Origin of the sequence: Pseudoduganella sp. UC29_106 (assembly GCF_044055365.1) — a bacterium.
GTDB lineage: Bacteria > Pseudomonadota > Gammaproteobacteria > Burkholderiales > Burkholderiaceae_D > Rugamonas.
Genome location: NZ_CP171977.1, coordinates 6,532,956 through 6,548,412, shown reverse-complemented (window position 1 = coordinate 6,548,412; position 15,457 = coordinate 6,532,956). Strand labels below are relative to the sequence as shown.

The window sequence follows — 15,457 nt, the reverse complement described above, 5'->3', positions numbered from 1 at the left end:
TAGCATGGATATGCCAAATATTACGTCGCATTGGGAAAATTTGGAATGAATACTTCGGCTGCGCTGCGTAAGCTACCTATATGAACAATGAAATCTATCTAGACGGCAATGCCACCACCTGCGTCCTGCCCGCCGCCATTGACGCGGCCGTGCAGGCGATGGGGGAACGTTTCGGCAATCCCAGCAGCACTCACGGCACCGGCCTGAAGGCTAGAGCCATGATGGACGAAGTCCGCCAGCGCGCCACGCGCCTGCTGGGCGTGGGCACGGGGCGGCTGATGTTCAACAGCGGCGCCACGGAAGGCATCCAGACGGCGGTCCTGTCCGCGCTGGTGTCGTTGCGTGAACGCCGCGCGCGTGGCGAAGCCGTCGGCACCTTGCTGGTGTACGGCGCCACCGAGCACAAGGCCGTGCCGGAAGCGCTGGCGCACTGGAACCGCTTGCTGGGACTGGATTTCGAGCTGGTGAAGCTGCCGGTGGATGGCGAAGGGCGCCACGATCTCGAAGCGCTGCGCGAGCTGGCGCGCGATGCGGCCCTGGTCTGCACGATGGCGGCGAATAACGAGACGGGCGTGATGTCCGACCTGGCGGGCATCGAAGCGGTGCTGAAGTATGCGAAGGCGCTGTGGCTGGTGGACTGCGTGCAGGGCCTGGGCAAGCTGGCGCTGAACCTCTCCGCCACGCGCATCGATTACGCGCCGTTCTCCGGCCACAAGCTGTACGCGCCGAAAGGCATCGGCATGCTGTATGTGCGCGAAGGCGCGCCCTTCACGCCGCTGATCATGGGCGGTGGACAGGAAACCGGCCTGCGCTCCGGCACCGAAAACATGGCCGGCATCGCCGCGCTGGGCGCCGTGCTCGCGGCGCTGGAGCAGGGCGGCACGTTCCGTACGCACGGCGAGCTGCAAGGCTACCGTGCCGCGCTGGCGGAGAGCCTGCGCCGCGCGTTCCCGGACATCGTCTTCAATGCGCCGTTCGACAAGGCGCTGCCGACCACGCTGAATTTCTCCGTGCCGGGTTTGTCGAGCAAAGAGCTGCTGGATGTCTTCGACGCGGCCAATGTGCGCGTGAGTGCGGGCAGTGCCTGTTCGGCGGCCAAGGCTGCGCCGAGCTATGTGCTGGACGCGATGGGACTGCCGGAGTGGCGCAGCAGCAGCGCGGTGCGCATGTCCTTCGGGCCCCTGGCGGATGAAGCGATGATCGACGAAGCCTGTGCGCGCATCGAGCGCTGCGGACAGGCCCTGCGTAGCGCCGGCCTGCTGTCCGAAGAACACGCCGATGCGCAGGCGCTGGACGGCGTGCTGCAACTGAGCGCGGGCGGCGTGCACACCTGGCTGGTGTGCGATGAAGCGTCGCGCCGTTGCGTGGTGATCGACCACCAGGATGAAATGTCCGAACGAATTGACGGTCTGCTGCGTCGCCATGGCTACACGCTGGCCGCGCGCCTTTGCACGCGCGAAGGCAGTTCCTGGCCAGTGGATGGCGATGTACTGCGGATTGGTGGGCAACTGTTGCAGCGCTTGGTGCTGAATGCCGGGCAGCTGGCTTATTTGCTGGGCGATGGCGTTGACCGCTTGTCGGCCTCCGAAGTGGCGTATGCCTTCACGGGCGACGCGGCCTCGCACGAACTGGCGCGCTGGGTATCGCCGGAAACCTTGCTCTGTCCCGCACGCGAAGCGCAGAACGCCTGCTGCACAAGCCTGCGTGCCGAAGCGCAGCTCGCGCGCGGCAGCTACGCCGATATGCAGCTGGACAGCGCCTCGCTGGAAGCGCTGCTGCTGTCGCACCCGAATGCGCTGTTGGTCGACGTGCGCGAGCGCTATGAACAGGCCGCGTGCATCCCGGGCGGACGCGCGGCCGTCAGCGTGCCCCTGAGCCGGCTGGCGGACGAGCTGCCGGGTTGGCTGTCCACGCAGCCGCAAGTGCCGCTGGTCTTCTTCTGCCGCAGCGGCAACCGCAGCGCCAAAGCCGCCCTCTGCCTGCGCCGCCTCGGCTACGCGTCAGCCTACACCCTGAACGGCGGCCTCGCCCTCGCCGCCGATTTTGGGGTCAGGCACGTTTCGTTACACGAGCTCATGTAACATTTCGTGCCTGACCCCAAAATGATCAGAGCTTGATTTCGAGCTGGGCGCGGAATTGGGCGAAGGTGGGGGTGATGGTGCTGTCGTGCAGGGTGAGGTAGCTGGTCTGGGCGATGTTGTCCTGGTGCAGGGCGTTGGACATCGACACGCGCAGCTGCTTCTTCGGGTCGAACTTCCACAAGGCATACAGATCGAGCGAGCGCTTGGCCGAGGTATAGGCCGACTGCTGCGCAGAAATGCGCACCGGCCCGCCGGACTGGAAGCTGTAGCTGCCGCCCGTGGTTAATGGCAGGCTATCGAGTTTCCAGTCCGCGCCCACGGTGCCGCTGACCGGCGTCTGCTGGTCGAGGCGGTTGTTGGGGCCCGGCACGGAATCGAGTTCGGACCAGTTGCGCGCCAGGTTCGCCCGCATTTCGACCGCCGGCGCGCCTTTCATCAGGCTGCGCAGCGGCAGCTTGGCTTCCAGTTCCACGCCACGCGTGTTGGCGACACCATCGTTCACGGGCCGAGATACCCACAATCCGTTGATCAGGTCCACGCGGCGATGGGTGATGTCCTCTATGCGGCGCACGAAGGTGGATGCGCTCAGCAGGCCGCCTTCGCCGAGATAGTGTTCGAAGGCGAGGTCCAGGCCCCAGGCCAGTTCCGGCTTCAGATCGGGATTGCCCTTCTGGTCCGGCGTGGTCGCCGTGTTGTTGTTGGACGCGAAGCGGCGCGGGATCAGGTCGCCCACGCCCGGCGCCTTGTAGGTGCGCGTGATCCCCAGGCGGACCTGGTCCTTCTTCTGCTCGCCCAGCTTCCACAGGGTCTGGAACAGTGGGCTTAGCACGTGGAACTTGTTGTTGACGTCTTCGTAGTCATTGCCGGTGCTGGTCACTTCCAGCCCTTCCCAGCGCAGGCCGAAGTAAACTGACCAGCGCTCGGTCACATTCCATTCATCCTGCGCGTAGACGGCGATGCGCTTCACGTCGGCGTCATAGAGCTGGTCCAGGTTCTCTGCCCTGGCGCCCACGGTGGAGCTTTCGCGCTGGATGCGGCTTTCGCTGCGCTTGCTGTAGCCGGCGTCCCAGCCCATGGCCAGCGCGTGGCCGGCGCCCACGGGCGTGGAATATTTGCCGGTGGTGGTGAAGCCCTTGTCCGTGCCTTCGGACGTGATCAGTCGGTCCAGCGCCTGCGTGCCATCTGCCCAGAACTGGTGCGACGGCGCCGTCACATCACGGTGGTTGTAGTTAACGCCCGCCTTGATGTCCAGCTTCACGCCTTCGCCCAGGTTGCGCGACCAGCTCAGGTCTTCGCGGAACTGTTCGAATTTCGCGTTCACGCCGATGATGGAGGCGCTGTACGGCGGCGGCGCGCCGAACAGGGTGGTGATGCGTTCACCGTTGTCCGCATTGAAGCGGTTCACGTTGATGAAGGTTTGCGAGGTGATCACGTCACCCGGCTTGATCGCATAGTTCACGCGCGGCGAGATGTTCAGCTGGCGGAAGCTGCCCGTGCTCCAGGTTTCGCCTTCGCGCCGCAGGTTCGGCTTGCCGCTCGCATCCTCGCCCTCGGTCAGCTCGCGGGCCGGGCGGTCGAAACGCGAAGCGATCACGCCGCCGCCGATCGCATAAGACCACGGGCCCTTGCGGTCGGACAGCTGCACATTCAGCGAGCCGCCCGGATGGCCGTTCTCCGACTGCAGCCCGGCCTTGATTTCGGTCTGCCCCGTGTGCACGGTGCGCTTCAGCACGATGTTGATGCCGCCCGCGATGGCCTGCGTGGAAAACTCCGCCGTGGCGGCGCGCATGATCTCGATGCGCTCGATCATGTCCGGCGTCAGCGAATCGAGGGAGAAGCCCGGCGGCGCAGGCTCGCCGTTCAGCAGGATGGACGTGTAGCCGCTGCCCAGGCCGCGCATGCGGATATCGCCGCCGCGGCCCTGCACGCCGCCGATGGTGATGCCGGGCAGGCGCTTCAGGACTTCGCCGATGCTGGTGTCGCCGTTCTTCAGGATTTCTTCCTGCGTGACCACGATCTTGGTCGCCGTGTCGTTGCGCCGTGCTTCCATGGCCGCGCTGCCCTTCACTTCCACCTTGGGGACGACCTTGTCGGCGGACAGCTCATCGGCGGCCACTGCCGCCCCATAAGCCAGGAACAGGGACAGCGGCAAAATCTTGATCTTCATCTGGTGATAGGGCAACGGTTTTTTCTGGGAGGCATAAGCATACCTGTATCGCACCGGTATGCGGTAAGGAAATCCTGATTTTCTGGCACGATTGGCCGCGCACTGTTGCTCCGAGGCAAATATGTGGGATGCTCCCGGGTGCTGTCCCCTCAACCCTAACCAGGAGAAAACCATGCAAGACAAGCATCCGGAGTTATCCCTGAAACGCCGCGCCTTCTGCGCCAATTCCCTTGGGCTGGCTGTCCTGGGTCCCATGGCCCTTTCCGCATGCGGCGGTGTTATCGATAACGAAACAGATTCGGGCGCTGCACCCGCTTCGCCCCGCCAACTGGCCGCTGCCGTCGTTACCAGCTTCGCGCATCCGGGCCTGCTGAATACGGAGGACGATTTCACCCGTATGCGCAACAAGGTGGGCGCGAAGGAGCAGCCCTGGTACGACACCTGGAACGTCCTGCTGGCCAATGGCCGCTCCAGCCTGAATTACAACTACCGTCCGCAATCGGCCGTCTATCGCGGCGACGATGGCGTGCACGCCCAGAACTATCCCATTCTCTACAACGATGTCGCCGCCGCCTACGCCACCGCGCTGCGCTGGAAGGTATCGAACGACCCCGCCTATGCGGAGAAGTCCATCGCCATCATGAATGGCTGGTCCAGCACACTGACCGTGATCGGCGGCAGCACCGATGCGCTGCTGGCGGCCGGCATCTACGGCTACCAGTTCTGCTGCGCCGCCGAGATCATGCGCACTTACAGCGGCTGGGCCGCCGCCGATTTTGCGCGCTTCCAGAACATGATGAAAACGGTGTTCTATCCGATCTGCAGCGATTTCCTGGTGCGCCACAACGGCACCGACATCACCCACTACTGGGCCAACTGGGACCTGTGCGCCACCGCCAGCATCATGGCCACCGGCGTGCTGTGCGACGACACGGCGCTGTTCAACGAGGGCTTGAATTACTTTTACAACGGCCTGGGCAACGGCCGCATCGAGCAAGCCATGTACTACATGCATCCCGGCTATATGGGGCAGTGGCAGGAAACCGGGCGCGACCAGGGTCACTGCCTGCTCGGCATCGGACTGGTCAGCGTGATTTGTGAGATCGCCTGGCACCAGGGCATCGATCTGTACGGCTTCGAGAACAACCGCGTGCTGGCCGGCGCCGAATACGTGGCCAAGACCAATCTCATCGATCCGTCCACCGGCGCTTTTTACAGCATGCCGTTTGTGCCCTACAACAATGTGGACAACGTCAACCAGACGGTGATCGGAACGAGCGGGCAGGGCAATTCGGTGCCGGTCTGGTCAATGGTGTACAACCATTACGCCAACCGCAAGGGCATGGCCGCGCCCTGGTGCCAGGCCATGCGCGACAAGGTGCTGCCGGAAGGCGGTGGCGGCAATTACGGCCCAAACAGCGGCGGCTACGACAGCCTGGGCTACGGCAGCCTGACGCATGCGCTGGACGGGATCGCCAGCGGAGCCGCGCCAAGCGGCCTTTCCGCCATCGCGGGCGCGAGTTCGGTGCAACTGTCGTGGTGGGGCGGGCAATATGCCAGCAGCTATACGGTGAAGCGCGCGACAACGTCCGGCGGGCCATACACGACTGTGGCGAGCGGCATCACCGGCTTGCTGAGCTATACGGATAGCGGACTGGCGGCGGGCACTTACTACTATGTGGTCACGGCCCAGATGCCGGGCGGCGCCACGCTGACGTCGAACGAAGTGAAGGCCGTCACGGCAGTCGTTGCCCATGCGACGTGGCTGTTCAATGAGGGTAGCGGTACCAGCGCGGCTGACAGCAGCGGCAACGGTTTCACGGCCACGCTGGAAAGCGGCGCGGCCTGGGCGGCGGGCCGCAGCGGCAGCTCGATCGTGTTCGATGGCGCGGACGACGATGTGCTGCTGCCGGCGGATATCGTCAGCACGCTGTCCGATTTCTCCATTGCCAGCTGGGTGTACTGGACCAACACCAGCAAGAACTGGACGCGCATTTTCGACTTCGGAACCGGCACCGGCCGCTATATGTTTCTGACGCCGCGCGGCTCGGATGGCCTGGTGCGCTTCGCGATGACCACCAGCGGCGGCAACGCTGAACAGCGCGTGCTGGGCAACGCGGCACTGCCTGGCAATCAATGGGTGCATGTTGCGGTCACATTGTCGGGCGCAACGCTTACACTGTATGTGAATGGGGTGGCCGTCAACAGCACGTCGGGAGTGAATTTGTCGCCGTTCCGGCTGGGACCGACCAGCAAGAACTGGCTGGGCCGTTCGCAATACAGCGGCGATTCCCGTTTTGCCGGGCAAATCGATGACTTCCGCATCTACCGCGGAGCGCTGACTGCGGCACAAGTGCTGGCGCTCAGCCAGGGCTGAAGGGGGGACGGCCTTGCGGCCCGGCCTGTGCGCCGGGCCTGTATGTACGCTAGCGAACAGTCGGCAGACGTGCGCCCGAATACTATTGCTTGGCACATACTTCTGCACTGCGCGCAAACAAGTAAGAACAGCGAGGCCACCCTTGAAAGAGCATCCCTTATTGTGGCCGGCGTCCCGCGCCAGCTTCAAGGAAAATCTATCCGGCAACATGGACAGCGGGGATACAGCTGAGCTGCCCCTGCGAGCCGAATTATTCAGCGCCCAGCAAATGGCGCATCATGGCCGCCTGCTGGCGGCCCATCACGAACTCAGCAAGCGCGGCGGCAGCGATCGCCTGCTGTCGCGCCTGAGCGAGAACGCCGACGTCATCAGCCGCACCTGCGAGGAACTCACCGCAGCCGTGAAGGATGGCCGCCAGATCACGCCGGCCTCCGAATGGCTGCTCGACAATTTCTACCTGATTGAAGAGCAGATTCGTATTGCCCGCCGTCACTTGCCGAAAGACTACAGCAAGGAACTGCCGCGCCTGGCCAAGGGCGCCCCGGAAGGCACGCCGCGCGTGTACCAGATCGCGCTGGAAATCATTTCCCACGGCGATGGCCGTGTCGATCCGGAAAGCCTGTGCCGCTTCGTGGAAGCCTACCAGGAGCGCGCCACGCTGAAGCTGGGTGAGCTGTGGGCGATTCCGATCATGCTGCGCCTGGCCCTGATCGAGAATCTGCGCCGGGTAGCCGCGCGCGTGGCCGAGAACCGGCAGCAGCGCGACCTGGCCAACAGCTGGGCCGACCAGATGGTGGAAATCGCGGACAAGAATCCCAGCGGCCTGATCTTGCTGGTGGCGGACATGGCCCGCTCCGATCCGCCCATCACCAGCGCCTTTGTTGCCGAGCTGGCGCGCCGCCTGCAGGGCCAGAGCCCCGTGCTGACGCTGGCGCTGAACTGGATCACCTACCGCCTGGCCGAAACGGGCCAGACCATCGAAGCCCAGATCCAGGCCGAGATCCATATGCAGGCCGCCGAGCAGGTATCGATCGCCAACAGCATCGGCAGCCTGCGCTTCCTCGGTACGATGGACTGGCAGGAATTCGTCGAGACGATGAGCGCGGTCGAACAGGCCCTGCGCTGCGATCCGGCGGACGTGTACAGCGATATGGACTTCGCCACGCGCGACCAGTACCGCCATGTGGTGGAAAAGCTGGCCCGGTATTCCGAGCTGACCGAAGTCGAAGTGGCGCAGCAGGCGCTTGAGCTGGCGCGCACCCACGGCAATGGCGACCCGCGCCATTCCCATGTGGGCTTTTATCTCGTCGGCGGCGGCGCCGTGCTGCTGGAGAAGAAGGCCAGCGTACGGTTGCCCGCCTGGATGGCATTCCGCAAGACGCTGCGCACATCGCCGCTCACCTCCTACCTCGGTGCGATCGGGGTGCTGTCCGTGATCCTGACCGCGCTGATGCTGGAGCGTGCCGTGCGCGATGATGTGTCCCTGTGGCTGGTGGTGGTGATCGGCATTCTGGGCCTGATGGGCAGCAGCCAGCTGGCGCTGGCGCTGGTGAACTGGGCCGCCACGCAGACGGTGCGTCCGCGTCCCTTGCCGCGCCTGGACTTCCGCGAGGGCATCCCGCCCGATGCGCGCACGCTGGTGGTGGTGCCGACCCTGCTGTACAGCCGCGACAATGTGGACGAACTGTGCGAGCAGCTGGAAGTGCGCTTCCTCGCCAACCGCGACGAAAACATGCGTTTCTGCCTGCTGACCGATTTCGAGGATGCGCAGGAAGAAGTCTTGCCGACCGATGCCGCCCTGCTGGAGCAGGCACGCGAATGCATCACGCGCCTGAATGGCAAGTACACCAACGGCGTTGCGCCGCCATTCCTGCTGCTGCACCGTCCGCGCCGCTGGAATGCGGGCGAGCGTGCCTGGATGGGCCGCGAACGCAAGCGCGGCAAGCTGGAAGACCTGAACCACTTCATGCGCGGCGGCGCGCGCGATGCGTTCAACCTGGTGGTCGGCGAAACGGGCGACCTGGATGCCTTCCGCTATGTGATCACGCTGGACACCGACACCCAGCTGCCGCGCGACTCGGCGCGCCAGTTCGTGGCCACCATGTGCCACCCGCTGAACCGCCCCCGCATCGACCCGCGCAAGAAGCGGGTGGTGGAAGGCTATGGCATCCTGCAGCCGCGCGTGGCCGTCAGCCTGCCGAGCGAGGATGCGTCGCGCTACGAGCGCCTGTGCGGCGGCGAGCCGGGCATCGACCCGTATACCCGCACCGTGTCCGACGTCTACCAGGACGTGTTTGCCGAGGGTTCCTTCATCGGCAAGGGCATCTACGATGTGGACGTGTTCGAACAGCTGCTGGGCGACCGCTTCCCCGACAACCGCATCCTCAGCCACGACCTGCTGGAAGGCTGCTACCTGCGCGCCGGCCTGCTGAGCGACGCCCAGCTGTATGAACACTATCCGGCGCGCTACCGCGAGGACGTGAGCCGCCGCCAGCGCTGGATGCGCGGCGACTGGCAACTGCTGTCCTGGCTGAAGCCGCGCGTGCCGGTGCGCGGCGGCGGCAAGGAAGGCAATCCGCTGTCCGCCCTCTCGCGCTGGAAGCTGTTCGACAACCTGCGCCGCAGCCTGGTGCCGGCGGTGCTGATTGCCTCGCTGCTGCTGGCCTTCGGCGCCATGCCCCACCCCTGGTTCTGGACCGCCGCCGTGCTGACCATCATCTTCCTGCCGGCCGTCGTGGCCGCGCTGTGGGACCTGGTCGCCAAGCCGCGCGACACGCTGTGGCGCCAGCATTTGCCCGGCTCGGTCCGGCGCAGCGGCCTGCAATTCGCGCACGCCCTGCTCACGCTGGTGTTCCTGCCGTATGAAGCCTTCGTCAGCCTGGACGCCATCGGCCGCACCATGTGGCGCCTGCTGTTCTCTCACAAGCGCCTGCTGCAATGGCGCGCCTCGGCGCTGTCGCAGTCCGGCACCAGCCTGGCCAGCAACTGGCGCACGATGTGGACTTCGCCGCTGCTGGCGCTGGGCGTCGGCGCGGCGCTGGTGATGTGGCGGCCGCACGCGCTGCAGCCGGCCATGATCTTCCTGCTGGCCTGGGCCGTGGCGCCCATCGTCGCCTGGTGGATCAGCCTGCCCATTGCGCGCGTGCAGACGGAGCTGAAGGAAGACCAGAATCTCTTCCTGCACAAGCTGTCGCGCCGTACCTGGGCGTGGTTCGATACTTTCGTCGGCCCCGAGGACAACTGGCTGCCGCCCGATAATATGCAGGAGCATCCGACCCAGGTGGTGGCGCACCGCACCTCGCCCACCAATATCGGCATGGCGCTGCTGGCCAACCTGACCGCCTGGGACTTCGGCTATATCACCACCAGCCAGCTGATCGTCCGCAGCCGCAGCACGATGGACAGCATGGCCCAGCTGGAGCGCCACAACGGCCACTTCTACAACTGGTACGACACCCAGTCGATGAAGCCCCTGCACCCCATCTATATTTCGACGGTGGACAGCGGCAACCTGGCCGGCCACCTGATCACGCTGCAGGCCGGCCTGCTCGGGCTGCCCGACCAGCCAGCGATCGGCGCACAGGCGCTGCAAGGCATCGCCACCACCTGCGCCGTGCTGCAGGAGGCGGCGTTGGCGGCAGGGCCGTCCGAAACCGTGCCGGCCGAGGCGCTGCAGGCGCTGTCGGCAGCCTGCACGCTGCCTGTGCCGCTGCCGGACAAGCTGTCCGTCGTGCGCGACTGGCTGGCGCGCGTGCATGCCGAAGCGGAAGCCTTCATGCCCAAGGCCGGCGTGCACAGCGACGCCACCCTGCGCATGTGGGCCAGCGCGCTGTGTACCCAGTGCCGCGATGCGCTGGACGAGGTGAACGCGCTGGCGCCCTGGCTGTCCGCCGCGCAGGGCACGGTGCTCGACGCGAGCCTGGACCGCATCCCCACACTGCGCGAACTGGCCGGCTATCCGCTGGCGGGAGCGGCGCAATCGGACCTGGCGCCGGAGGAGCGCGAACGGCAGCAGCAACTGTCCGTACTGGTGGAGCAGGGCGCCGCTGCTGCGCGCCAGCGTCTGGAGGACCTGGCGGCCCTGGCGCAGCAGGCTTGCGAATTCTCGCGCATCGAATACGGCTTCCTGTTTAACCCCACCACCAAGCTGCTGGCCATCGGCTACAACCTGACGGACCGCCGCCTGGATGCCGCCTGCTACGACTTGCTGGCGTCGGAAATCCGCCTGGCCAGCTTTGTCGCCATCGCCCAGGCCCAGCTGCCGCAGGAGCACTGGTTCGCCATGGGCCGCCAGCTGTGCATCGTGCACAGCCAGCCCGTGCTGCTGTCCTGGTCCGGCTCCATGTTCGAATACCTGATGCCGCTGCTGGTGATGCCGAGCTATCCCAGCACGCTGCTGGACCAGACCTACCGCTCGGTGGTCGCGGCCCAGATCGAATACGCGAAACAGCGCAATGTGCCGTGGGGGATTTCCGAGTCCCGGCTACAACACCACCGATGCGAACCTGAACTACCAGTACCGCGCCTTCGGCGTGCCGGGTATCGGCCTGAAACGCGGCCTGGCGGAAGACCTGGTGGTGGCGCCGTATGCGTCCATGCTGGCCCTGATGGTCGATCCGGACGCGGCCTGCCAGAACCTGCAGAAGATGCAGGCGATGGGCTTCATGGGCCGCTACGGTTTCTACGAGGCGATCGATTACACGGCGGCGCGCCTGCCGCGCGGGCAGAACCACGCCATCGTCAAGTCCTTCATGGTGCACCACCAGGGCATGGGCCTGCTGGCCCTGAACTATGTGCTGAACGACCGGCCGATGCAGCGCCGCTTCGAAGCCGACCCGATGCTGCAATCGACGCTGCTGGTGCTGCAGGAGCGCAGCCCGCGCATGGGCGCCTTCTACTCGTCCAGCGCCGAACAGGCCGCGCTGCGCACGCCGGCGCCGGAACAGGCCGCGCCGATGCGCATCCTGAACCAGGCCAATACGGCGGTGCCGGAAACGCAGCTGCTGTCCAATGGCCGCTACCACGTCATGGTCAGCAATGCGGGCGGCAGCTACAGCCGCTGGAAGGATCTGTCGGTCACGCGCTGGCGCGAGGACAGCACGCGCGACAACTGGGGCAACTTCTGCTATGTGCAGGATGTGGACGACAGCCGCATGTGGTCCACCACCTGGCAACCGACGCTGATCGAGCCGCAGCGCATGGAAGTGATCTTCTCCGAAGGGCGCGCCGAATTCCGCCGCAGCGAGCACGATATCGAGCTGCATACGGAAATCGTGGTGTCGCCGGAAGACGATATCGAAATGCGCCGCACGCGCATTACCAACCACTCCGGCCGCGAACGCACCATCGAGCTGACCAGCTTTGCCGAGGTGGTGCTGGCGCCGCCGGCCGCGGACGCCGCCCACCCGGCCTTCAGCAAGCTGTTCGTGCAGACTGAGATCGTGGAAGACGAAAGCGCCATCCTGTGCACGCGCCGCCCGCGCAGCAAGGGCGATTCCACGCCTTACCTGCTGCATGTGATGACGATGCACGATGCCCAGGTGGTGCAGGTGTCCTACGAGACGGACCGTGCGCGCTTCATCGGGCGCGGCAACACGGCGCAGAATCCGCTGGCCCTGCGCGAGCCGGGTCCGCTGTCCAACAGCGAAGGCTCGGTGCTCGACCCGGTGGTGGCGATCCGCTACCGCATCGTGCTGCAGCCTGGCCAGGCCGCGATCGCCGACCTGGTGACGGGCATGGCGGACAACCGCGAAGGCGCCCAGCACCTGATCGACAAATACCAGGACCGCCACATGGCCGACCGCGTGTTCGAGCTGGCCTGGACCCACAGCCAGGTGGTGCTGCGCCAGCTGAACGCCAGCGAGGCGGACGCCCAGCTGTACGGGCGCCTGGCCAACCACGTGATCTACCCGAACGCGGCGCTGCGCGCCGAGGGCGCCGTGCTGGCGCGCAACCAGCGCGGCCAGTCCGGCCTGTGGGCCTACGCCATTTCCGGCGACCTGCCGATCGTGCTGATGACCATCCGCGATTCCAGCAATATCGAGCTGGCGCGCCAGCTGGTGCAGGCGCACGCCTACTGGCGACTGAAAGGCCTGGTGGTGGACCTGGTGATCTGGTACGAGGATGTTTCCGGCTACCGCCAGGCCCTGCACGACATGATCATGGGCCTGATCGCCTCCGGCATCGATGCGCAGTCGATCGACCGCCCGGGCGGCATCTTCGTGCGTCCGCTGGAAGGCATTGCACCGGAAGACCGCGTGCTGTTGCAGACGGTGGCGCGCGCGGTGCTGAGCGACGAACGCGGCACGCTGGCCGACCAGCTAAAACGGGGCGCCGTCACGCCGCTGCGCATGCCGCCGCTGCTGGCCGATTCACGCGGCGAATACGAGGAAGGCGGTCCATCGACGCCGCTGCCGCAAGGCCTGCAGCTGGAAAATGGACTGGGCGGCTTCTCTTCCGATGGGCGCGAATATGTGATCGTCACCAGCGACAGCAAGCGCACGCCGGCGCCGTGGTCGAACGTGCTGGCCAATCCGCAGTTCGGCACTGTGATCTCGGAAAGCGGCCAGGCCTATACGTGGCAGGAGAATGCCCACGAATTCCGCCTCACGCCGTGGCACAACGATCCGGTGTCGGACCTGAGCGGCGAAGCCTTCTACATCCGCGATGAACAGAGCGGCCGCTTCTGGTCGCCCACGGCGCTGCCGGCGCGCGGCACAGGCGACTACGTCACGCGCCACGGCTTCGGCTACAGCGTGTTCGAACACAGCGAGGCGGGCATCAGCAGCGAGCTGACCACCTTCGTCGCGCTGGATGCGCCGGTGCGCTATACGCTGCTCAAGGTGCGCAATGATTCACCGGTGGTTCGGCGCGTGTCCGTCATCGGCTATGTGGAATGGGTGCTGGGCGATATGCGCTCCAAGTCCGGCATGCACATTGTGACCGAGGTCGATCCCGTCAGCGGTGCGCTGTTCGCCAAGAATGCCTACAACACGGAATTCTCGGGCCGCGTAGCCTTCTTCAATGCCGACTCGGTGCAGCGTACCGTGAGCTGCGACCGCACGGAATTCATCGGCCGCAACGGCAGCCTCGCCAACCCGGCCGCGCTGCGGCGCGTGCGCCTGTCCGGCAAGGCGGGAACGGGGCTGGACGCCTGCGCCGCCATCCACACGCCGTTCGAGCTGCAGCCGGGCCAGGAGCGCACGGTGGCCTTCGTGCTGGGCATGGGCGGCCGCCGCAATGCGGATGCCTCGACGATGGTGCAGAAGCACGGCGGCTACGAGGCAGCCATGTCGGCGCTCGATGCCGTTCGCGCGCATTGGGACAAGGTGCTGGGCGCCGTGCAGGTGGCAACGCCGGAACCGCACCTGGACCTGATCGCCAACGGCTGGCTGATGTACCAGACCATCGCCTGCCGCATGTGGGCGCGCAGCGGCTATTACCGATCCGGCGGCGCCTTCGGCTTCCGCGACCAGCTGCAGGATGCGATGGCCATGGTGCACACGCAACCGCAGATCCTGCGCGACCACCTGGTACTGTGCGCAGCCCACCAGTTCGTGGAAGGCGATGTGCAGCACTGGTGGCACCCGCCGTCCGACCGCGGCGTGCGGACCCACTGCTCGGACGATTACCTCTGGCTGCCGCTGGCCGCCTGGCGCTATGTCGCCACGACGGGTGATATGTCCGTGATGAACGAGACGGTGCACTACCTGGAAGGCCGCCCCGTCAAGCCGGAAGAGGATTCCTATTACGATATGCCGGCCCGTTCGGGCCAGGTGGGCGACCTGTACGAGCATTGCGTGCGCGCCATCCGCAACGGCCTGCGCTTTGGCGTGCATGGCCTGCCGCTGATCGGGTCCTGCGACTGGAACGACGGCATGGACAAGGTGGGCGAGGAGGGCAAGGGCGAGAGCGTATGGCTGGCCTGGTTCCTGATCGAGGTGCTGCAGCGCTTTGCCGAGGTGGCGGAGCGCCGCAACGATGAAGCCTTCGCCAACGAATGCCGCGAGCATGCGAAAACGGTCGCGGCCAATATCGAGCAGAATGCCTGGGACGGCGAATGGTACCGCCGCGCCTATTTCGACGACGGCACGCCGCTTGGCTCGAAAGAGAACGAGGAATGCCAGATCGACTCCATCTCGCAAAGCTGGGGCGTGCTGTCCGGCGCCGCGGATCCGCAGCGCGTCAAGGGCGCGATGGCGCAGGTCGACCAGCGCCTGGTGCGGCGCGACTTCGGCCTGATCCAGCTGCTGGATCCGCCGTTCGACAAGTCGCCGCTCAATCCGGGCTATATCCGCGGCTATGTGCCTGGCGTGCGCGAGAACGGCGGCCAGTACACCCACGCCGCCATCTGGACCGTGATGGCGTTCGCGAAGATGGGCGATGTCGAGAAAGCCTGGGAGCTGATGCGCATGATTAATCCCGTGCAGCATGGCGACGGGCCGGAGGTCTACAAGGTCGAACCTTATGTGGTCACGGCGGACGTGTATGCCGTGCCGCCGCATATCGGCCGCGGCGGCTGGAGCTGGTATACCGGTTCTTCCGGCTGGATGTACCGCCTGATGCTGGAGTCGCTGCTGGGCCTGACCCGTGAACCGGACCGGCTGTTGCTGTCTCCTCGCATCCCGGCCGACTGGGAGGGCTTCACGCTCAGCTACCGCCATGGCGATGCCACGTACCGGATCCGCGTGGTGCGCGGCGACGGCGTCCTACCGGCGGTGATACCGTTAAGCGCGCATGCCGGCGAACACGAGGTCGAAGTCCGCGTCCCACGCTAGCCTGTGCTATCCTCTCCGCGCCTGCCGTGGAGCAGGCGCACTGAAAAAAAGAGGA

At 65.7% G+C, this 15,457-nt stretch carries 4 protein-coding genes and 1 pseudogene; 4 read left to right on the top strand and 1 reads right to left on the bottom strand.

Annotation, left to right across the window (positions count from 1 at the left end):
* Window positions 1-80: 80 nt before the first annotated feature.
* Window positions 81-2,081 carry an aminotransferase class V-fold PLP-dependent enzyme gene (locus ACHMW6_RS32565; protein ID WP_395403364.1) on the top strand — a complete coding sequence of 667 codons (2,001 nt, stop codon included), beginning with the start codon at window positions 81-83 and terminating at the stop codon, window positions 2,079-2,081.
* A 25-nt stretch (window positions 2,082-2,106) separates the two neighbouring features.
* On the opposite strand, the gene ACHMW6_RS32560 is transcribed toward ACHMW6_RS32565, so the two are convergent.
* Entirely contained in the window at window positions 2,107-4,263 is a 2,157-nt protein-coding gene (locus ACHMW6_RS32560) for a TonB-dependent receptor plug domain-containing protein (protein ID WP_395403362.1), read from the bottom strand.
* A gap of 157 nt (window positions 4,264-4,420) precedes the next feature.
* On the opposite strand from ACHMW6_RS32560, the gene ACHMW6_RS32555 reads away from it, so the two are divergent.
* The 3 genes and pseudogenes from ACHMW6_RS32555 (at window position 4,421) to ACHMW6_RS32545 (ending at window position 15,402) form a co-directional block, all read left to right on the top strand.
* Window positions 4,421-6,625 (top strand): LamG-like jellyroll fold domain-containing protein, encoded by a 2,205-nt coding sequence (locus ACHMW6_RS32555; RefSeq protein ID WP_395403360.1) that lies wholly within the window; start codon window positions 4,421-4,423, stop codon window positions 6,623-6,625.
* A gap of 4,454 nt (window positions 6,626-11,079) precedes the next feature.
* Window positions 11,080-11,367: pseudogene (locus ACHMW6_RS32550) on the top strand (glucoamylase family protein); the annotation flags it as partial.
* 96 nt (window positions 11,368-11,463) lie between these two features.
* On the top strand, window positions 11,464-15,402 hold the full coding sequence (locus tag ACHMW6_RS32545) for a GH36-type glycosyl hydrolase domain-containing protein (RefSeq protein WP_395408772.1): 3,939 nt from the start codon (window positions 11,464-11,466) through the stop codon (window positions 15,400-15,402).
* Window positions 15,403-15,457 lie beyond the last annotated feature (55 nt).